Origin of the sequence: Metapseudomonas otitidis (assembly GCF_900111835.1) — a bacterium.
Classification (GTDB): domain Bacteria; phylum Pseudomonadota; class Gammaproteobacteria; order Pseudomonadales; family Pseudomonadaceae; genus Metapseudomonas; species Metapseudomonas otitidis.
In genome coordinates this window covers 25742-43267 of record NZ_FOJP01000006.1, presented here as the reverse complement: position 1 = coordinate 43267, position 17526 = coordinate 25742, and the positions used below count along the sequence as shown (strand labels likewise).

Sequence of the window (17526 nt, the reverse complement as noted above, 5' to 3'; positions counted from 1 at the left end):
TCAGATACCCCACAGAATCTGAACGCCCCAGACGAAGTAGGCGAACATCGCCATACCGCAAACGGCCTGGAACAGGAAACGCACGACCACCGCCCAACGACCCAGCGCCATCGGCGTCAGGTAGTCAGTGGAAATGGTCCACATGCCGACCCAGGCATGAACACCCAGGGCGACCAGTCCGAGCAGACTGAAAATGCGCATCCAGCTCTGTGAGAACAGACCATGCCAATCGGCAAAGGTCAGTCCGGGGTGAGCAACGAGGTACCCCAGCAGGAAAAGGAAATAAGCCGCGAGAACGACTGCAGAAACGCGCTGAGCCATCCAGTCATAGAGACCCGAACGCGAGAAGTTCGTGACGTTGGTTACCATACCCATACCCCCGCGAGAATGATCAGCACAGCCGAAACTGCGATGACGATTTTCGAGCCCCGCTTGCCGCCCTCGAGCGTCTCACCGACACCCGCGTCCATTACCAGGTGGCGCACGCCGGCTACCAGGTGATAGAGCAGTGCGGACAGCAGGCCCCAAATCACAAGCTTGGCCAGCGGACTGGTCAGACACGCCTTCACGCTCTCGAAGCCAGCCTCGGATTCAAGCGACTTGCCGAGCGCATAAAGCAGCACAGCGATGCCGATGAAGAGGATGACGCCGGAGATGCGGTGAAGAATGGACGTATAAGCTGTGATCGGGAGTTTGATGGTCCTGAGATCTAGGTTTACAGGTCGTTGGCTATTCACGGCTTTTTTTCACACTGAGGCCCCTAACAATCAGGGCAAGTTGTCGGGAAGTGCACTGGTCAGGTACCCCTCACCAAGGGAGTGCCAACCTCCGGATTACAGGCCTTCAAAGCCCCCTGAGGTCGGGCCGTGAGTATAGACAGTTAGCTGACTAATGACAACGCAATCCCCCCCACCCAATAGCGGATTGCACGCCCTAAATAAAAGGCGTAAATAGGCCGCCTTTTTACTTGAAAAATGCCCGCAAACCCGCCTGCCACATGGGTTTCTCCAAATTGACATTCGGATTTATACCTCTATAGTGGTGCGGGCCCTGCGTGGGGGGCTGTCTGATGATTTCAAGCATAAATAGGAGGCCGTTATGGCTGACAAAAAAGCGCAGTTGATCATCGAGGGCGTAGCCCCCGTCGAGCTGCCCGTTCTGTCCGGAACCGTAGGTCCCGATGTAATCGATGTGCGGGGCCTGACCTCCACGGGGCGCTTCACGTTTGATCCTGGCTTTATGTCTACCGCCTCTTGCGAGTCGAAGATCACCTACATCGACGGCGACAAGGGCATTCTGCTTCACCGCGGCTACCCCATCGAGCAACTGGCCGAGAACTCCGATTACCTGGAGACCTGTTACCTCCTGCTGAACGGTGAACTCCCCAGCGCAGAGGAAAAGGCCAAGTTCGTCAGCACCGTGAAGAATCACACCATGGTGCACGAGCAGCTCAAGAGCTTCTTCAACGGCTTCCGCCGTGATGCCCACCCGATGGCCATCATGTGCGGCGTAGTCGGCGCCCTCTCCGCCTTCTACCACGACTCCCTGGACATCAACGACCCGCACCACCGCGAGATCTCCGCGATCCGCCTGGTCGCCAAGATGCCGACCATCGCCGCCATGGTCTACAAGTACTCCATGGGCCAGCCCATGATGTACCCGCGTAACGACCTGAACTACGCGGAAAACTTCCTGCACATGATGTTCAACACCCCGTGCGAGATCAAACCGATCAGCCCGGTACTGGCCAAGGCCATGGATCGCATCTTCATCCTGCATGCGGACCACGAGCAGAACGCCTCCACCTCCACTGTTCGCCTGGCCGGCTCCTCCGGCGCCAACCCGTTCGCCTGCATCGCTGCCGGCATCGCCGCCCTCTGGGGCCCGGCACACGGCGGCGCCAACGAAGCAGTACTGACCATGCTGGACGAGATCGGTGATGTCTCCAACATCGAGAAGTACGTCGCCAAGGCCAAGGACAAGAACGATCCGTTCAAGCTGATGGGCTTCGGTCACCGCGTCTACAAGAACTTCGACCCCCGCGCCAAGGTCATGAAGCAGACCTGCGATGAAGTACTGGCCGAACTGGGCATCAACGACCCGCAACTCGAACTGGCCATGAAGCTGGAAGAGATCGCGCGCAACGATCCTTACTTCAAGGAGCGCAACCTCTACCCGAACGTGGACTTCTACTCCGGCATCATCCTGAAGGCCATCGGCATTCCCACCAGCATGTTCACCGTGATCTTCGCCCTGGCGCGCACCGTCGGCTGGATCTCCCACTGGAAGGAAATGCTTTCCGGCCCGTACAAGATTGGCCGCCCGCGCCAGCTGTACACCGGCCCGGAGCAGCGCGACTACGTCGAGCTCAACGCTCGCAAGTAAGCGCGAACTCCACGAAAAAGGCTGCCAATTGGCAGCCTTTTTTCATTTCAGCGATAGATCATTTCTTCTCGGCCAGCTTGCGCAGGTGGTCCAGGGTATTGAACGGCGCATCGACCACGAAGCTGTTGGCCAGCCAGGACGGCACGCTGCCACCCGGCTCGGTGTGGACCTGGTAGGTCACCTCCACCGCATCGGCCCCTTTCGGCACGAACTTCCACTCCCCTTCAACCGACGCCACGCGAACGTAGCCCTTCTCCTCCGGCAGGTAGGTCGGCTCGCCCTTGAGGACACGGGTCAGGCTGCCATCAGCGCCTTCGCTGGTCACCGCATGAATGATCGAATCACGAGGGGTGACCGGCCAGGGCGTATTGAAGCGCGTGTAGGTCCAGCTATCCGCACCTTCTCGCTTCAGCAGCTTCTGCTGCTCGCACTCGTGGATCCACTTGCAGGAGCCGGACACATCCTCCTGCAGCTTGCGCAGGGTGGCGACGTCCGACTTGATGGTGACGACCCCGCGATAGGCCTTGTACTTGGACCCGGACACCTCGCTGAGGTAGACCTTGATGCCATCCTCGTCCTTGGCCAGCTTCCAGTCCTCGGCGTGGGCAGCCGACGCCAGCAGGACACCCAGCCCGCAGGCCACGGCGATACGTTGCAGCGAAACCATCCTTCTTCTCCTTGTTATTCGATGACCAGTCCTCGTCCCTCTTGGACGCCTACCGGACAGAGTGACTGACCGCGACAGCGGTCTCTTGTTCCAGCCAGCCCAGCAAACGTATAGCGTCCTCACGGGTTTCGCCACAGACAAAAGGATCGGCATCGAAGGCCGAACAGACCTGCGGACGCTCGGGCCTGCCAAACAAACGGCATAGATGTTCGGGGGACAGGTGCAGACAACGCTCTCCCGCGGCCTTGCCATCGGGCATGCCGGGGATGGGGGAAGAAATGGACGGTGCTATGCAGCAGGCACCGCAACCTGCTCGGCAGATCATGATCGCTGAGTAATGACAGGGCTGATGGGAGCGCGGATTCTACTCGCGGCGCAGCTCGCTGTGGAGAGGCCTGAACGCACCCGCCGCGCATCGGAGCCAGTGGAAGGTCATGGCGATAGCGCAGGCCTGGCAACCCGCAACTCAAGGCTGCCCGCTTCCACGGAAAGGGAAACGACTTCGGCGGATTCCGCATCGAATGCCCGCGTCACACCCGGTCCGCTGTAGAACGTACGGCTCGACGATTGCAGCAGCAACGACTCGGAAGGCCCCACCGTCCAGCGCCCCTTCACTTCGGGTATCGGCCCCCTCCCCTCACCCGCGCTGGCCGCACTGCCATTTCCGGCATCGGCAACGCCCTGGAATCGCTCGTCGGGCTCGCGCTGCCAACGCAGCACAACCCGGTCGAGCGCCGGATCCCCCAGGGTCACGGACAGAAGCACGCCGCGCGCGCCCTCGTCCTGCATCTCCAGGCGATAGGCGCTGATACGGCCATCCGTGCAGCGCAGGTGACCAAAGACCTGCAGCCAACGACCGGCACTCTGGAACCCCTCCAGGCTCTGTTCTTCGCAGCCCACCACAGGATCAGCCCTGCCGGCCGAGAGGAATCCCCCCTTCGTGCGCCACAACGAACGCCCCGCACCATCGAGCAGGTCCAGGTCACGCCCGCTCCAGGCCAGGCGATAGGCGCCGAAGCCGAACTCCCTGGCCAGGGCAAAGGCCGGTGGAACCACCAGGCTCGGCGCCGAGGACACAGGGGCGCGAAGCATCCAGCCCCACCACGCCAGACCAGCCACCAGAAGCGCCAGCGCCGCAGCTGCCGACCAACCCCACCCCCCTCGCATCCCGCCCCCTTCTCATCCCACCATCACGCCCATTAGGCTGGCATCCCGCCCAACGCCCGGAGCCCTGCCATGCCCATCTGGATGCAGACTGCCATCCTCCTGACCTTCTCCAACGTCTTCATGACCTTCGCCTGGTACGGCCACCTGAAGACCCTGAACACCAAGCCGTGGATCATTGCCGCACTGATCAGTTGGGGCATCGCCCTGTTCGAATACCTGCTGCAGGTGCCTGCCAACCGCATCGGCTACACCGCGCTGTCGGTCGCCCAGCTGAAGATCATGCAGGAGGTCATCACCCTCGCCGTATTCGTCCCCTTCAGCGTCTACTTCATGCAACAGCCGCTGAAGCTGGACTACCTCTGGGCAGGGCTGTGCCTGCTCGGCGCGGTGTACTTCATCTTCCGCGCCTGAAGCGTCAGCGGGTTAACCGTGTGATCAGGCTGGAGGTATCCCAACGACCGCCGCCCTGCTGCTGGATTTCCGCATAGAAGCGATCCACCAGCTCGGTCACCGGCAACGCAATGCCGTTGCGCTGCGCCTCCTCGAAGACGATCGCGTAGTCCTTGCGCATCAGATCGACCGCGAAGCCGAAGTCGAACTTGCCTTCCAGCATGCTCTGGTGACGGTGGTCGAGCTGCCAGGACTGCGCCGCCCCCTTGCCGATCACCTCCATCGCCGCCGCCGCATCCAGCCCGGCGCAGCGGGCGAAGTGCAGCCCCTCGGACAGCGCCTGCAGCAGACCGCCCACGCAGATCTGGTTCACCATCTTGGTCAATTGTCCACTTCCGGTGGGGCCCATCAGGCGGCTCATCCGCGCGTAAGCCTCGATCACCGGAGCCGCCCGCTCGTACAGCTCACGCTCGCCACCCACCATGATGGTCAGCATGCCGCTCTCGGCGCCGGACTGGCCGCCGGACACCGGCGCATCGAGGAAGCCCAGCTCCCGCTCCGCCGCCAGTACCGCCAGCTCACGGGCCACGGATGCCGATGCCGTGGTGTGATCGACCAGCAGGCTGCCCGGCGTCATGCCGGCAAAGGCACCCTGATCGCCGAGCAGTACCGCACGCAGGTCATCGTCATTGCCCACACAGGTCATGACGAACTCGGAACCCTCAGCCGCCTCGCGTGGCGTGGCGAAGCACTCGCCGGCGAACTCGTCGCACCAGAGCCGGGCCTTCTCCGGCGTACGGTTGTAGACCCGCACCTCGTGCCCTTCGCAGGCCAGGTGGCCGGCCATGTGGAACCCCATCACGCCCAACCCGATAAAGCTCACCTTCGCCATCTCACACCTCCGCATTCGACTGTCCAAAGAAGCCTATCACGCGGTTTGCGGTGCGGCGAAAGCGCCCCCATACTCGCTCGCAGCCCATTGCAGACACCCTGCAGGCGCCAAGGAGAGCCCCATGCCGCACTGGCTGGTGATAGACCTGGAAGCCACCACCGACGAAGGCGGCTGGCCCATGGAAGAAATGGAAATCATCGAGATCGGCGCCACCCTGGTCAGCACCGAAGGGCGAGAACTGGACCACTTCCAGCGCTTCGTGCGCCCGCAACGCCGCCCCTGCCTGACGACCTTCTGCCGCGAACTGACCCACATCACCCAGGCCAATGTCGACGCCGCGCAGCCCCTGCCCAGCGTCTGGACGGGCTTCGAACGCTGGCTCGACAGCCATCGCCCCCGCCTGGTGGGCTGGGGCAGCTGGGGCGACTACGACCGCCGCCAGCTGGAGCAGGAGTGGCGGCAGAACCAGCTCACCAGCCTGCTGGCCAGCCTCCCCCACCTGAACCTCAAGCAGCACTTCGCGAAAGCCCGCCAGCTCAAGCGCCCGGTCGGCCTCAATGCCGCCCTGCAACTGGCTGGGCTCAGCTTCCAGGGGCAACAGCACCGCGCCCTGGAAGACGCCCGCAATACCGCCCGGCTGCTGCCCCTCCTCCTGCCCGCAGCGCCGGGCCAAAGGGACTAGTGACGCTGTCAGACGCCTTCGGCATACTGGCGAGCCTTTTTAGACCCCTTTCCAAGGAGCCCGCCCCATGTTCAAGGTCAACGAGTACTTCGACGGCACCGTAAAATCCATCGCCTTCGGCATGAGCGAAGGCCCCGCCACCATCGGCGTCATGGCCGCTGGTGACTACGAATTCGGCACCAACCAGCTGGAAGTGATGCACGTCATCGCCGGCGCCCTGACCGTCAAGCTGCCGGGCAGCGAGCAATGGGAAACCTTCGCCGCCGGCACCCAGTTCACCGTACCGGCCAACAGCAAGTTCCAGCTCAAGGTCGCCCAGGACACCGCCTACCTCTGCGAATACCGCTGAGTGACGGCCCCCTGAAAAAACCGGCCCTGGTGGCCGGTTCTTTCATGCCTGGCGATCACCCCTCGCGCACCTGGGTCTCGATCCGCATGCCCTCCAGCTCCGCCAGGTACTCCTGGGTACTGAACAGGCCGATGCAGGGCATTGCCCCACGCGCCACAAGGCTGCCATTCGCCAACTTGCGCACCAGCGCCACGGCCGCCATGCAGGGAATGTTGGGGCCGTCGTTGTCATGGGCGAGCAACTCCCAGGTGAGCGTCAGCGGCAGCCCGCTCGGGTCCTGGCCGGACAGCTGCACGAACATGCCACTCAGCCCGTCCCCCAGCGGCTCCAGCATCACCGCCCCGCGCCGCAGCAGCGGCGCAAGCCGAACGGCGTCACGCACCAGGCCGGCACGCACCAGCCAGGACAGCGCCCAGGTACCGAACTGGGTCAGACGCAGGCCGACCCCGGCGCGGAAGCTCACTTCCCGCACCCCGGGGTAACGCGCGGGGAAAAGCTCCAGGTCCGGTACATCGCAGGCGCCGATCCAGCGGGCCCCCATGGGCGCGCGGAAGCGCTGCAGCCGCAGGTCCTGCCAACCGTATACCGAGCGCCACTGCCCATCCCGCCAGCAACGAATCGGCCGCCCGCAATAGTTGAGTACCGCCGCCAGGGTGGAGACGCCCGGCGTCTTTTCCGAAGAGCTGATGCCGTGCTCGATCCGCTCCAGGCGACCGAAACGGGGGAGCAGCTCATCCACCACCGCCGCACTCAGGCCGGGCACGGAGCTCGCCCCCGCGCAAAGCAATACGCCGCGCTGGCGGGCCACCTCGTCCAGCCGGGTGATGCCGCACACGAAGCCCCGCGCATCCGCCAGGTCGATGTAATGCGAGCCCGCCGCCAGGGCGGCCTCGGCGACGCGGTAGTCCTGCCCCTGGAACGGCCCCACGGTGGAGATCACCACCTGCACGTCGAGCCGCGAGAACGCCTCCGCCAGCCCCGGCTCATCGATGTCCAGCCGCACCGCCCGGGCACCTTGCGCCTCGGCCAGCGCCAGGGCCTTCTCCAGGTTGCGCCCCGCCACCAGCACCCGCACACCGGGCACACTGGCCAGGCGCCGGACGATCAGGCGGCCGAAATTGCCATAGCCACCCAGCACCAGCACGTTCAGTTCCGTTGACACCAACAGCTCCTCAGGCGCGGTCACCCGCCGCGTCCCCATGGGTTGAAAACTGCAGCTCGGCCAGGCGCGCATACAGCGGGCTGCTGCGCACCAGCTCGGCGTGGGTACCGATCGCCACCAGGCGGCCCTGGTCGATCACGGCGATGCGGTCCGCCCGCTGCACCGTCGCCAGGCGGTGAGCGATCACCAGGGTCGTGCGCCCCTGCATCAACGCCGGCAGCGCCTGCTGGATCTGGTATTCGCTCTCGGCGTCCAACGCGCTGGTCGCCTCGTCCAGCAGCAGGATGGGCGCATCCACCAGCAGCGCGCGGGCAATGGCCAGGCGCTGGCGCTGACCGCCGGACAGCCCGACCCCGGCATCGCCGAGGTGGGTGCGATAGCCATCGGGCATGCGCGCAATGAACTCGTGGGCGTGGGCGGCACGTGCCGCCGCCTCCACCTGCTCGGCGGTGGCAGCCGGGCAACCATAACGAATGTTCTCCTCCACGCTGCCGAAGAACAGCGCCGGCGACTGCGACACCAGGGCAAAGCAACGGCGCAGGTCGGCCGGGTCCAGCGACCGGAGCGGCACCCCATCGACCCGGACCTCACCGGAATCCGGATCGGAGAAGCGCAGCAGCAGGTCGAACAGAGTCGACTTGCCCGCACCGGATGGCCCTACCAACGCCAGCGTCTCGCCAGGTCGAATCTCCAGGTCGATGCCATCGATGGCAGGCACACCCGGGCGCGAGGGGTAGGCGAAGCGCACCGCCTCAAGGCGGAGCGCGCCGACCGGCCGGGGCGGCAGGTGCTGAAGCTGGTCAGCGGGCGGGGCCTGGATCAGGCTGTGCGTCGCCAAGAGTTCGGCGATGCGCTCGGCGGCACCGGCTGCGCTCTGCAATTCGCCGATCACCTCGCTGATGGCCCCGAAAGCCGAGCCGACGATCAGGCTGTAGAAGACGAACGCCGCCAGGTCACCGCCGGAGATACGCCCGGCGATCACGTCCATCCCGCCCACCCAGAGCATCACCCCCACCGCCCCCAACACCAGCACGATCACCACGGTGATCAGCCAGGCGCGCTGGGCGATGCGCTTGCGTGCCGTATCGAAGGCGCCTTCCACGGTGTGGCCGAAGCGGAGCCGGTCCTGGGCCTGGTGGTTGTAGGCCTGCACGGTCTTGATCTGGCCCAGGGTCTCGCCGACGTAGCTGCCCACGTCGGCGATGCGGTCCTGGCTCTGCCGCGACAGGCTGCGCACCCGCCGACCAAACAGGAGGATCGGCGCTACCACCAGCGGCAACGCCACCACCACGATGCCGGTCAGCTTGGGGTTGGTGATGAAGGGCAGCACGATGCCGCCCACCAGCATGATGCCGTTGCGCAGCGCCAGGGACAGCGAGGAGCCGATCACCGACTGCAGCAGGGTCGTGTCGGCCGTCAGCCGTGACTGGATTTCCGAGGCCCGGTTGCTCTCGAAGAAGCCGGGGTGCAGCTCGATGAGGTGGTTGAACACCCGCATGCGGATGTCCGCCACGAAGCGCTCGCCCACCCACGACACCAGGTAGAAGCGGGTGAAGGTGCCCACAGCCAGGGCCACCACCAGCGCGAAGAAGAACAGGATCGAATGGTTCAGCGCCTCTGGCGACTGGGTCGCCAGGCCACGGTCCACCAACAGGCGAATACCCTGCCCCATGGACAGGGTGATGCCGGCGGTGAACAGCAGCGCCAGCAGGGCACCGATCACCCGGCCGCGGTAGGGCGCGACGAATTGCGCCGCCATGCGCAGGGCACCGCGCCGGCGAGAGGAAAGCAGACCCATGCTAGGACTCGATCAACGGGAAGAGGCGACACTCTGCGGGTTTTCCGGGCGCTCCGCCAGCCAGCCGATGGCACAGAGGAACAACGCCGTCAGGTTGGTGGACACCGGGTTGAAGGCCTGCACCAGGAAGCCCGGCGCCACCACCGCCACGTCCACCAGCAAGCCGACCAAGGCCAGCGCACTCAGGGCCAGCGGCCAGCGACGCCTGCGCACCACCAGCAATGCCAGGGCCAGCACCACCTCGGCCACACCGGCCAGGGCCGCTAGGAGCCGCGCCTGCTCGAAACCGTGGGCGCGGATCATCTCCAGTTCACCCGGGCTCAGCCAGAGCAGCTTGGGCACGATGCCGTGGTAGAGGAACAACAGCGCAAGCCCCCAGCGGGCCAGGCTGGCGTACAGCCTGGGATCAGCGCTCGCCATGCAGGAAGCGCCGCTCATGATCGGGATGGGGCAGCATGCACACCGGATGCCGACCAAAGAGCCGGTAGCGGTTCAGGGCAACGCGGTCGTAGAGCCAGTCCCGCACGGGCGCGGGCACCACGCGGAAGAGCCTCAGCCAGTGCCAGGGCGCCGGCAATTGCCCGAGCACCCGCAACACCGCATCGGTGCGCACATGCAGGCGCTGGCCCTCGATGTAGGCCAGGGTCTCGAAGTGGTCGGTGGGCAGGCCGTACCAGGCGAGCAACGCCTGCCCCTCGGGAGACTGCACCGACGCCAGCTTGAGGCGCTCGCGACGGTCATGCCGGATCAGGAAGCGTGCCCAGCCATTGCAGAGCTTGCAGACGCCGTCGAACAGCACCACGCGGTCGTCCGGACCGATGAAGGGCGGTTGGGTCTCACTGGGCATGATCCAGCTCCGGGGAAAATGTGGGGAGATGATAGGCGCGCTTCAGTGCGCTGCGAAACGGTAATGACCCAGGATCGGCCAGCGGAACAGGATGTCCTCCTCCCGCGTCCCCTGGCCGATGTTGTGCAGCGCCAACGGCGTGCCCTCGCGGCTGCGCCGGTCAGAAATGATGCCGATGTGCTGCAGGCCACGCCCCAGGTCCCAGGTGACGATGTCGCCGGGTTGGTAGTCGGCAGCAGCCTGCCCGACCTTGAGGGACAGACCCTGGCGGTCGAACCAAGTCATCAGGTTGGGCACCCGGCGATGATCGATGTCGGGGTCGGGGCGTTTCAGCCCCCAATGCCGGGGATAGGCAGAGAAGTGCCGGCGCATGTCCTCGTGGACGCGCTGCTGGAGGTCCAGGCCCTGGGCGCGGAGCGCGCGGATGACCACGTCGGTGCAGACACCGGTCGCAAGTGGCACATCCCCGCCGGGGTAGGCAATGCGCCGGTAGGCGGGGTCATAGCCAAGGGTCACCCCCACCTGGGTACGGGCCGCCTCCACCAGGCGCCCGCCGTCGACGGCCGCCCACCCGGCCAGGCAGAACCACCACAGGCCAATGCCCAGTACGAACCTGAATGCCTTGCTGCACATGCCGGCCTCCCTTGCTGGCGCCCTGGCGAACGGGCACGAATCCAGGCGCCACCCTAGCTGGAAACATCCAGGACGTCATGGCGCTGGCGCACAGTGTGGGAAGGAGGCGAGAGAAGAGGGAGAACGAAAGGGGAGATGAAGCCGGAAAAGGAACCTGCCGCCCCGGTCCCCATGCTCGACGCCCCAACCATAAGCCCTGAGGAGATTGCGCCGGGCATGGGAGCCGGGACAGCAGGCCTGCACACCCTACCCACCGCCCGGCCACCAAGCCAGGGCGGGGAGTCGACTCAAGGCCGTCGGCCTGGCCGATCAGGCTGTAGCCATCGGCCTACTCGCCCTCTTCCGCTGCCCAACCTACGGGATACAGCAGCTCCTCGCGATAGCCCGACCAGACCCGTATCGCATCCGGGAATGCGGCATCCAGCGCCGGATCACCGCTGTCCACCAGCAAGGGCCGCCCCTCCAGGGTCGCGAGCTTGCGCTTGGTCGCCACCACCCTCAAGCGGTCGAGCCCGACGGCGCGCAGCACGCGGGGGCTGATCTGCTGGTTGCCGCGCCCGATGATGTGGCCCTGGCCGCCAATGGCGGTCACCAGGATGAACGCCGGGTGGTCCGATACCAGCGCCAGCAACTCGGCCTCCGTCACGTCGCGGGCGATCAACTGCCCGTTCTCCACCACGTCCACGCCCAGCAGCGTGCCATCCAGCCCCAGGTTGGCGGCCAGCCCGTGCAGGGTCGACCCCGGGCCGAAGACGTAGCGCACGCCGGGCTGCCATTCCTCCGCCAGCCAGTCGCCCAGCTCCAGCAGCACCAGCTCCTCCGATTCCACACCACCCTGCTTCACCTGCTGCATGAAGTGGCCCTCCACCGGTACCGTCAGCTCCCCGTACCAGCGCGAGGCCACACGCCCGTCACGCAGCGCCGCTTCGTCCAGGTCACGCACTTCGCCACTGGCCAGGCGCACCAGGCCGCCCTCCACCAGGCGCCGGGCCAGCTCCCCAGCGGCGTGGGGGCTGATGGCGTAGACGCCGGACTGGATCTTCACCCCGGCAGGGATGCCCAGCACCGGCTGGCCTTCCCGCGCCACGTCCCCCACATCCCGGGCCGTACCGTCGCCACCGGCGAAGAGGATCAGCGAGACACCCGCCTCCTGCGTCGCCTGCACCGCACGGCGGGTATCGTCGGCACCGCTCGGCCCGTCCAGCGTGCCCAGCAGGCGATGACGAAAGCCCATCTGCGCCAGTAACTCACCGCCCATGGCGCCAGGCAGGCAAAGGAACTCGATGCGCTCCGCCAGCCCCAACAGAGGCTCCAGGGCCAGGCGCGTACGTTGCAGGGCCTGGGGCACGGCGCCGCGCTCCAGTGCGAGCCCGGCCACACCATCGCTGCCCCGCAATGCCGCAGGGCCACCGACGCCGGCCAGGGGATTGATGATCAGACCCATTCGGAATATCGACATGCACACCTCGTCTGAACGTTTCCTGCCGCGCCCGGGTCAACCGCTGCGGCTGCGCTGGCACGGCACCTGCTTCGGGCTTCCGATCCCGAAGATGTGACGTTTTCCCGGCGCTATCGCCTTCATCTTGCCTTCATCTGAGGGACCTAGACTGCGCACACCACCTGATGAGGAGACCTCCCCATGAGCCTGCAGACCCGCACCGAAAACCGTCGCGTCGTTCCGCTCAAACCCGAGCAACCGGTGGGCGGCGCCATCATCGATGCCCAGGGACGCGAGATCCCCATTACCGAGGGCATGATCCAGCGCGCCTGCCGTGAGCTGGACCGGCAATCGCACTCCGGCTCCGCTCGCCAGGGCTAGGATGGCCAGACATGAAAAAGCCCCGGAAACGGGGCTTTTTCATGTCCACGTGAATCAGGCGCCGCGGGACGCGCGGGTGCCCTTCTTCTTGTTCTGCAGGATGTGCGAGAACACCGCGTGCAGATCGTCGGAAGCCGTCTCGCCATCGAGATTCAGCTTGGCGTCGACGCTGTCCATGTGGCGCATCATCAGCTCCACGGCGGTGTCCTCGTCACCCGCCTCTATCGCGTCGATCACCCGGTCATGCTCCTCGTCGGAACAATGGGTGCGACTGCTGCTTTCGTAGAGCGCGATGATCAGCGATGTCTGCGAGATCAGGCTGCGCAGGAAGCCGAGCAGCGTGTAGTTGCCAGCAGCCTCGGCCAGCTTGAGGTGGAACTCACCGGACAGGCGGATACCCATCCCGCGATCGCCCCGGGCGAAGCAGGCGCGCTCCTCCAGCACCATCTGGCGCAACCCGGCGATCTGCTCGGGGGTGGCGTTCTTGCAGGCCAGTTCGGTAATGGCCCGCTCGATCATCCGGCGCGCGTAAAAGATCTGCCGCGCTTCCTCGGCACCCGGGCTGGCCACCACGGCCCCACGGTTCGGCCGCAGCAGCACCACGCCCTCGTGGGCGAGGCGGGACAGGGCGCGACGAATGATGGTGCGGCTCACGCCGAAGATCTCGCCGAGGGCCTCCTCGCTGAGCTTGGTGGCCGGTGCCAGGCGCTGCTCGAGGATGGCTTCGAAGATGTGCGCGTAGACCACCTCGTCCTGGGTGCCACTGCGCGTGCCTTTGGTGGCGCGCGGCGGTTTCTTCAGACTTTGCTCGACGTCGTTCATGAGGACCACACAGTGAAGTTCAAAAGCGGGAATGGGCTGACACTATGCCGGCGGGATGCCGTTACGCCAGCACCCGAGCCATCAGCCGCATGAAAGTGTGGCGCATTGTACACAAACCGCTCGTAGCTCACAGAACATCACGCTTTGGAGGCACTCATCGGCGACTCCGGCAACTGCAGCGGCAGGTCGAGCCGGCGAGCCTCATTGGCCAGGTGCTGGCGCATCAGGTCAGCGGCCAGGACGCTGTCACGGCGGCGAATGGCCTGGACCAGCGCCTCGTGCTCGCGCACCCGGGCCTCAAGCTGGTCGGCGCCCTGGCGCAGCAACACATCGCTGCGGGCCAGCGCGTCACCCGCCTGGCCGACCAGGTGCTGGAAGATGGGGTTGCTGGTGAGGCTGCCCAGTAGGCGGTGAAACCCCAGGTAGGCCTCGACGAAGGCATCCAGCGCGCCGTCCTCGGCAGCATCGCGCAGGTCCAGCAGGCGCAGGCGCAGGCGATCGAGGTCGGCACTGGCGATGGACTGCGCCACCAACCCCACGATGAAGGGCTCCAGCGCATAGCGCAGCTCGAGGATATCGGCCATGCGATGCCCGGCCGCCACGCGCGGCTCCGCCACGTCGACGGCCTCCCGCGCCAGCACCTGCACCCCCTTGCCGGGCAGCGAGCGCACCATGCCGAGGGTCTCCAGCACGGTGACGGCTTCCCGCAGGCAGGGCCGGCTGACCCCGAGCTGGTCGGCCAGCTCCCGCTGCCCCGGGAGCATCTCCCCGGCAGGCCAGCGGCCCTGCTCGATAGCTTCACGCAACGACTGCACAACCGACCCCACCAGGGTGGTAGACATGGATTCGCTTCCTCCTCGATCCATTCAGGCCCGACGCCGGGCAGCATCATGCCTGCCCGGTCGGTCCGCACTCAATCGGCAGAGGCCCGCGCCTTGAAGGCCAGCCCCTGTTCGCCGGCCAGCACGCCACGGGCCCGCTGCAGGTCGATGTCCTGCTCCCAGCGGGCGATGGCGACGGTGGCCACGCAGTTGCCGATGAGGTTGGTCAGCGCCCGGCCGATGCCCATGAACCAGTCCACCGAAAGCACCAGCACCAGCCCGACCACCGGGATCGCCGGCACCGCCGCCAGGGTTGCCGCGAGGATCACCAGCGCCGATCCCGGGATGCCGTGGGCGCCCTTGGAGGTCACCAGGGAGACCAGCAGGATGGTGAGCAGGTCATTCATCGCCAGGGGCGTGCCGGTGGCATGGGCAATGAAGACGATGGCCAGGGTCAGGTAGATGGAGAAACCATCCAGGTTGAACGAGTAGCCGGTAGGGATCACCAGCCCCACGGTGGAACTGCGGATGCCCAGATGCTCCAGCTTGCGCATGACCTGGGGCAGCACCGCATCGGACGAGGCGGTACCCAGCACGATCAGCAACTCCTCCCGCAGGTAGCCGAGGAACGGCAACAGGCGCAGCCCCGACACCCGCAGCACCGTCCCCAGCACCAGCAGCACGAAGGCCGTGCAGGTCAGGTAGAACACCAGCACCAGTCCGCCGAGGTGGCGCAGGGAGTCGACGCCGTACTTGCTGGTGGTGAAGGCGATGGCACCGAACACCCCGATCGGCGCCAGGCGCACGATCATCCCCATGATCCGGAAGATCACGTGGCTCAGCTCACCGATCAGCCGGGCAATGCCGGCCGCCGACTCACCGGCCATGTTCAGTGCGCACCCGAACAGCACCGAGAACACCAGCACCTGGAGGATGTCGTTATCGGCGAAGGCACCCAGTACCGAGTTGGGGATCAACCCCATCAGGAACGCCACCGGCCCATGCAGGTCGCCGGTGCGCGAGGTGTAGGCCGCCGCATCGCCGGCCGGCAGCTCGCTGAGGTTGATGTTGGCACCCTCCCCCAGCCCGGAGCCGTAGGCCACCAGCAGGCCAATCAGCAACGCCAGGGTCGTCAGCACCTCGAAGTACACCACCGACTTGAAGCCGATGCGGCCCACCTTCTTCAGGTCGCCGGCACCGGAGATGCCACTGACCACCACGCAGAACACGATCAGCGCGATGAGCATCTTGATCAGCTTGATGAAGCCATCCCCCAGGGGCTTGAGCTGCGCCGAGAACTCGGGGAAGCCGACGCCACAGAGGATGCCGATGACCAGGCCGATGACGACCTGAAGGAAAATCGAGCGCGAACACCACTTGAGCATTGGAGTGATCTCCTGGGTTGCCTTCGCGGCGCGCAGCAGGGAGCCACGGATACCGGAGGCTTTGTTGTTGTGGTCTTACCGGTCAGTCCAGCTGTCGCAGTCTAGGGCCGTGAAAATCCGTACACAAGGCCCCGCAAACTCCAATTGACTTTTTTGTACACAAACACATAATCCGACTGCATACTTTCTGACCCAAAAGTCAGAAAAATGCGACAGCCCGCCGGGCAAACACCTCAAGGCTTCTCCCTCAGTGCAAGGGACCCAGGTAACCAGCCGGGAAGAAGCTCACAACAACGAATGAGAGGTACCTGCTGTGGAACGCACCAGACAACAAGAACAAAACCTGTACGCCGAAAGCCCTCCTGCCCAGGGCCTGCTCGACCGCCTCTTCAAGCTCACCCAGCACCGCACCACCGTGAAGACCGAACTGGCCGCCGGTCTCACCACCTTCATCACCATGGCCTACATCATCTTCGTCAACCCGAACATCATGGCGGACGCCGGCATCGACCACGGCGCCGCCTTCGTCGCCACCTGCCTGGCTGCCGCGTTCGGTTGCTTCCTCATGGGGCTCTACGCCAACTGGCCGGTCGGCCTGGCACCGGGGATGGGCCTCAACGCCTTCTTCACCTATACCGTGGTCAACACCATGGGCTACAGCTGGCAGATCGCCCTCGGTGCGGTCTTCCTCTCCGGCGTGCTGTTCATGGTGCTGACTTTCTCGCGCATCCGCGAATGGCTGCTCAACAGCATCCCCAGCAGCCTGCGCTTCGCCATGGGTGCCGGGGTGGGCCTGTTCCTCGGGCTGATCGGCCTGAAGACGGCCGGCATCGTCGTCGCCCACCCCTCGACCCTGGTGCACATCGGCGACCTGACCTCCCCCGGTCCACTGCTCGCCGCCATCTGCTTCCTGATGATCGCGGTGCTGGAATACCGCCGCGTATTCGGCGGCATCCTCATCAGCATCCTCACCGTCACCCTGGTCGGCGTCGGCCTCGGCATCGTCAAGTTCGGCGGCGTGTTCTCCATGCCCCCGAGCCTGGCGCCCACCTTCATGGCGATGGACATTGCTGGCGCGTTCAACGTGACCATGGTCAGCGTCATCCTCGCCTTCCTCTTCGTGCACATGTTCGACACCGCCGGGACGCTGATGGGCGTGGCCCAACGCGCCAACCTGGTGAAGGAGGACGGCCGCATCGAGAACCTGTCCAGGGCCATGAAGGCCGACAGCGCCTCCAGCGTGTTCGGCGGCGTGCTCGGCGTACCGCCGGTGACCAGCTACGTGGAAAGCGCAGCCGGTGTGGCTGCGGGCGGAAGGACCGGCCTGACCGCAGTCACCGTGGGCGTGCTGTTCGTCGCGGCGATGTTCTTCGCCCCACTGGCCGGGATGATCCCCGCCTACGCCACCGCTGGCGCCCTCATCTATGTCGCCATGCTGATGATGGGCGGCATGGCCCACATCGACTGGGACGAACACACCGAGACCATCCCCGCCATCGTCACCGTGATCATGATGCCGCTGACCTTCTCGGTCGCCGACGGCATCGCCCTGGGCTTCGTCAGCTACGTCGCCATGAAGGCCTTCACCGGCCGCTACCGCGAGGTGTCCCTCAGCCTCTACGTGCTCTGCGCCATCTTCATCGCCAAGTTCATCTTCCTCTGACCGCCCCGGAGCCTCGCGCGCCGACCGCGAGGCTCTCCTCCGCC

General features: G+C 65.6%; 21 protein-coding genes. 6 read left to right on the top strand and 15 right to left on the bottom strand.

Annotated features, from left to right (window positions below; genetic code table 11):
• Complete coding sequence (gene sdhD / locus BM198_RS08835) at positions 1 to 369, bottom strand: succinate dehydrogenase, hydrophobic membrane anchor protein (RefSeq protein ID WP_044400195.1); 369 nt, start codon at positions 367 to 369, stop codon at positions 1 to 3.
• Positions 363 to 737 carry a succinate dehydrogenase, cytochrome b556 subunit gene (gene sdhC / locus BM198_RS08830; RefSeq protein ID WP_044400192.1) on the bottom strand — a complete coding sequence of 125 codons (375 nt, stop codon included), beginning with the start codon at positions 735 to 737 and terminating at the stop codon, positions 363 to 365. The genes sdhD and sdhC overlap by 7 nt, the downstream gene beginning before the upstream one ends.
• 361 nt (positions 738 to 1098) lie before the next feature.
• Here sdhC and gltA point away from each other — a divergent pair, with 361 nt between their 5' ends.
• Positions 1099 to 2385 (top strand): citrate synthase, encoded by a 1287-nt coding sequence (gene gltA, locus BM198_RS08825; protein WP_044400187.1) that lies wholly within the window; start codon positions 1099 to 1101, stop codon positions 2383 to 2385.
• Positions 2386 to 2443: 58 nt separating this feature from the next.
• Here gltA and BM198_RS08820 read toward each other — a convergent pair whose 3' ends face one another.
• The 3 genes from BM198_RS08820 to BM198_RS08810 form a co-directional block, all read right to left on the bottom strand.
• Entirely contained in the window at positions 2444 to 3052 is a 609-nt protein-coding gene (locus tag BM198_RS08820) for an START domain-containing protein (protein WP_044400184.1), read from the bottom strand.
• Positions 3053 to 3101: 49 nt separating this feature from the next.
• Positions 3102 to 3377, bottom strand: a complete 276-nt coding sequence (locus tag BM198_RS08815) for a YkgJ family cysteine cluster protein (protein WP_074969317.1) — start codon at positions 3375 to 3377, stop codon at positions 3102 to 3104.
• 107 nt (positions 3378 to 3484) lie between these two features.
• Positions 3485 to 4144, bottom strand: coding sequence for a hypothetical protein (locus BM198_RS08810; protein ID WP_167368458.1), 660 nt, complete (start codon positions 4142 to 4144; stop codon positions 3485 to 3487).
• Between the two features lie 144 nt (positions 4145 to 4288).
• Between BM198_RS08810 and BM198_RS08805 the strand changes: the two genes are divergently transcribed.
• The gene (locus tag BM198_RS08805; RefSeq protein WP_044400183.1) at positions 4289 to 4630 is read left to right on the top strand and encodes a DMT family protein; all 342 of its coding nucleotides are present in this window, start codon (positions 4289 to 4291) and stop codon (positions 4628 to 4630) included.
• Positions 4631 to 4634: 4 nt separating this feature from the next.
• On the opposite strand, the gene BM198_RS08800 is transcribed toward BM198_RS08805, so the two are convergent.
• Positions 4635 to 5516, bottom strand: a complete 882-nt coding sequence (locus BM198_RS08800; protein ID WP_279626025.1) for an NAD(P)-dependent oxidoreductase — start codon at positions 5514 to 5516, stop codon at positions 4635 to 4637.
• Positions 5517 to 5622: 106 nt separating this feature from the next.
• Here BM198_RS08800 and BM198_RS08795 point away from each other — a divergent pair, with 106 nt between their 5' ends.
• Positions 5623 to 6183: a 3'-5' exonuclease gene (locus BM198_RS08795; protein ID WP_044400178.1), complete on the top strand. Its 561-nt coding sequence runs from the start codon at positions 5623 to 5625 to the stop codon at positions 6181 to 6183.
• 67 nt (positions 6184 to 6250) lie between these two features.
• Entirely contained in the window at positions 6251 to 6532 is a 282-nt protein-coding gene (ppnP, locus tag BM198_RS08790) for a pyrimidine/purine nucleoside phosphorylase (RefSeq protein ID WP_044400175.1), read from the top strand.
• Between the two features lie 55 nt (positions 6533 to 6587).
• Here ppnP and BM198_RS08785 read toward each other — a convergent pair whose 3' ends face one another.
• The 6 genes from BM198_RS08785 to BM198_RS08760 form a co-directional block, all read right to left on the bottom strand.
• The gene (locus tag BM198_RS08785; protein ID WP_244165686.1) at positions 6588 to 7694 is read right to left on the bottom strand and encodes a saccharopine dehydrogenase family protein; all 1107 of its coding nucleotides are present in this window, start codon (positions 7692 to 7694) and stop codon (positions 6588 to 6590) included.
• Between the two features lie 10 nt (positions 7695 to 7704).
• The gene (locus tag BM198_RS08780) at positions 7705 to 9492 is read right to left on the bottom strand and encodes an ABC transporter transmembrane domain-containing protein (protein ID WP_167368457.1); all 1788 of its coding nucleotides are present in this window, start codon (positions 9490 to 9492) and stop codon (positions 7705 to 7707) included.
• A gap of 12 nt (positions 9493 to 9504) precedes the next feature.
• Positions 9505 to 9912: a DoxX-like family protein gene (locus BM198_RS08775; protein WP_074969311.1), complete on the bottom strand. Its 408-nt coding sequence runs from the start codon at positions 9910 to 9912 to the stop codon at positions 9505 to 9507.
• Positions 9899 to 10342, bottom strand: a complete 444-nt coding sequence (locus tag BM198_RS08770) for a thiol-disulfide oxidoreductase DCC family protein (protein ID WP_172435114.1) — start codon at positions 10340 to 10342, stop codon at positions 9899 to 9901. The genes BM198_RS08775 and BM198_RS08770 overlap by 14 nt, the downstream gene beginning before the upstream one ends.
• 39 nt (positions 10343 to 10381) lie before the next feature.
• Positions 10382 to 10972 (bottom strand): DUF1287 domain-containing protein, encoded by a 591-nt coding sequence (locus BM198_RS08765; RefSeq protein ID WP_074969309.1) that lies wholly within the window; start codon positions 10970 to 10972, stop codon positions 10382 to 10384.
• Positions 10973 to 11300: 328 nt separating this feature from the next.
• A complete protein-coding gene (locus BM198_RS08760) occupies positions 11301 to 12431 on the bottom strand; it encodes an ATP-NAD kinase family protein (RefSeq protein WP_074969307.1) in 1131 nt (376 codons plus the stop codon).
• A 180-nt stretch (positions 12432 to 12611) separates the two neighbouring features.
• On the opposite strand from BM198_RS08760, the gene BM198_RS08755 reads away from it, so the two are divergent.
• Entirely contained in the window at positions 12612 to 12791 is a 180-nt protein-coding gene (locus tag BM198_RS08755) for a PA1571 family protein (RefSeq protein WP_044404343.1), read from the top strand.
• A gap of 54 nt (positions 12792 to 12845) precedes the next feature.
• On the opposite strand, the gene BM198_RS08750 is transcribed toward BM198_RS08755, so the two are convergent.
• The 3 genes from BM198_RS08750 to BM198_RS08740 all read right to left on the bottom strand — a co-directional run bounded on the left by BM198_RS08750 (position 12846) and on the right by BM198_RS08740 (position 15819).
• Entirely contained in the window at positions 12846 to 13613 is a 768-nt protein-coding gene (locus BM198_RS08750) for a GntR family transcriptional regulator (RefSeq protein WP_044404340.1), read from the bottom strand.
• Positions 13614 to 13750: 137 nt separating this feature from the next.
• On the bottom strand, positions 13751 to 14455 hold the full coding sequence (locus BM198_RS08745) for a FadR/GntR family transcriptional regulator (RefSeq protein ID WP_044404337.1): 705 nt from the start codon (positions 14453 to 14455) through the stop codon (positions 13751 to 13753).
• Between the two features lie 71 nt (positions 14456 to 14526).
• The gene (locus BM198_RS08740; protein WP_044404334.1) at positions 14527 to 15819 is read right to left on the bottom strand and encodes a C4-dicarboxylate transporter DctA; all 1293 of its coding nucleotides are present in this window, start codon (positions 15817 to 15819) and stop codon (positions 14527 to 14529) included.
• A 313-nt stretch (positions 15820 to 16132) separates the two neighbouring features.
• On the opposite strand from BM198_RS08740, the gene BM198_RS08735 reads away from it, so the two are divergent.
• Positions 16133 to 17482, top strand: a complete 1350-nt coding sequence (locus tag BM198_RS08735; RefSeq protein WP_044404331.1) for an NCS2 family permease — start codon at positions 16133 to 16135, stop codon at positions 17480 to 17482.
• Positions 17483 to 17526 lie beyond the last annotated feature (44 nt).

Coding starts and splice junctions, on each gene's coding strand:
- sdhD (WP_044400195.1), bottom strand. CDS start 369: ATGGTAACCAACGTCACGAACTTCTCGCGTTCGGGTCTCTATGACTGG.
- gltA (WP_044400187.1), top strand. CDS start 1,099: ATGGCTGACAAAAAAGCGCAGTTGATCATCGAGGGCGTAGCCCCCGTC.
- BM198_RS08820 (WP_044400184.1), bottom strand. CDS start 3,052: ATGGTTTCGCTGCAACGTATCGCCGTGGCCTGCGGGCTGGGTGTCCTG.
- BM198_RS08815 (WP_074969317.1), bottom strand. CDS start 3,377: ATGATCTGCCGAGCAGGTTGCGGTGCCTGCTGCATAGCACCGTCCATT.
- BM198_RS08810 (WP_167368458.1), bottom strand. CDS start 4,144: ATGCTTCGCGCCCCTGTGTCCTCGGCGCCGAGCCTGGTGGTTCCACCG.
- BM198_RS08805 (WP_044400183.1), top strand. CDS start 4,289: ATGCCCATCTGGATGCAGACTGCCATCCTCCTGACCTTCTCCAACGTC.
- BM198_RS08800 (WP_279626025.1), bottom strand. CDS start 5,516: ATGCGGAGGTGTGAGATGGCGAAGGTGAGCTTTATCGGGTTGGGCGTG.
- BM198_RS08795 (WP_044400178.1), top strand. CDS start 5,623: ATGCCGCACTGGCTGGTGATAGACCTGGAAGCCACCACCGACGAAGGC.
- ppnP (WP_044400175.1), top strand. CDS start 6,251: ATGTTCAAGGTCAACGAGTACTTCGACGGCACCGTAAAATCCATCGCC.
- BM198_RS08780 (WP_167368457.1), bottom strand. CDS start 9,492: ATGGGTCTGCTTTCCTCTCGCCGGCGCGGTGCCCTGCGCATGGCGGCG.
- BM198_RS08775 (WP_074969311.1), bottom strand. CDS start 9,912: ATGGCGAGCGCTGATCCCAGGCTGTACGCCAGCCTGGCCCGCTGGGGG.
- BM198_RS08765 (WP_074969309.1), bottom strand. CDS start 10,972: ATGTGCAGCAAGGCATTCAGGTTCGTACTGGGCATTGGCCTGTGGTGG.
- BM198_RS08760 (WP_074969307.1), bottom strand. CDS start 12,431: ATGTCGATATTCCGAATGGGTCTGATCATCAATCCCCTGGCCGGCGTC.
- BM198_RS08755 (WP_044404343.1), top strand. CDS start 12,612: ATGAGCCTGCAGACCCGCACCGAAAACCGTCGCGTCGTTCCGCTCAAA.
- BM198_RS08750 (WP_044404340.1), bottom strand. CDS start 13,613: ATGAACGACGTCGAGCAAAGTCTGAAGAAACCGCCGCGCGCCACCAAA.
- BM198_RS08745 (WP_044404337.1), bottom strand. CDS start 14,455: ATGTCTACCACCCTGGTGGGGTCGGTTGTGCAGTCGTTGCGTGAAGCT.
- BM198_RS08740 (WP_044404334.1), bottom strand. CDS start 15,819: ATGCTCAAGTGGTGTTCGCGCTCGATTTTCCTTCAGGTCGTCATCGGC.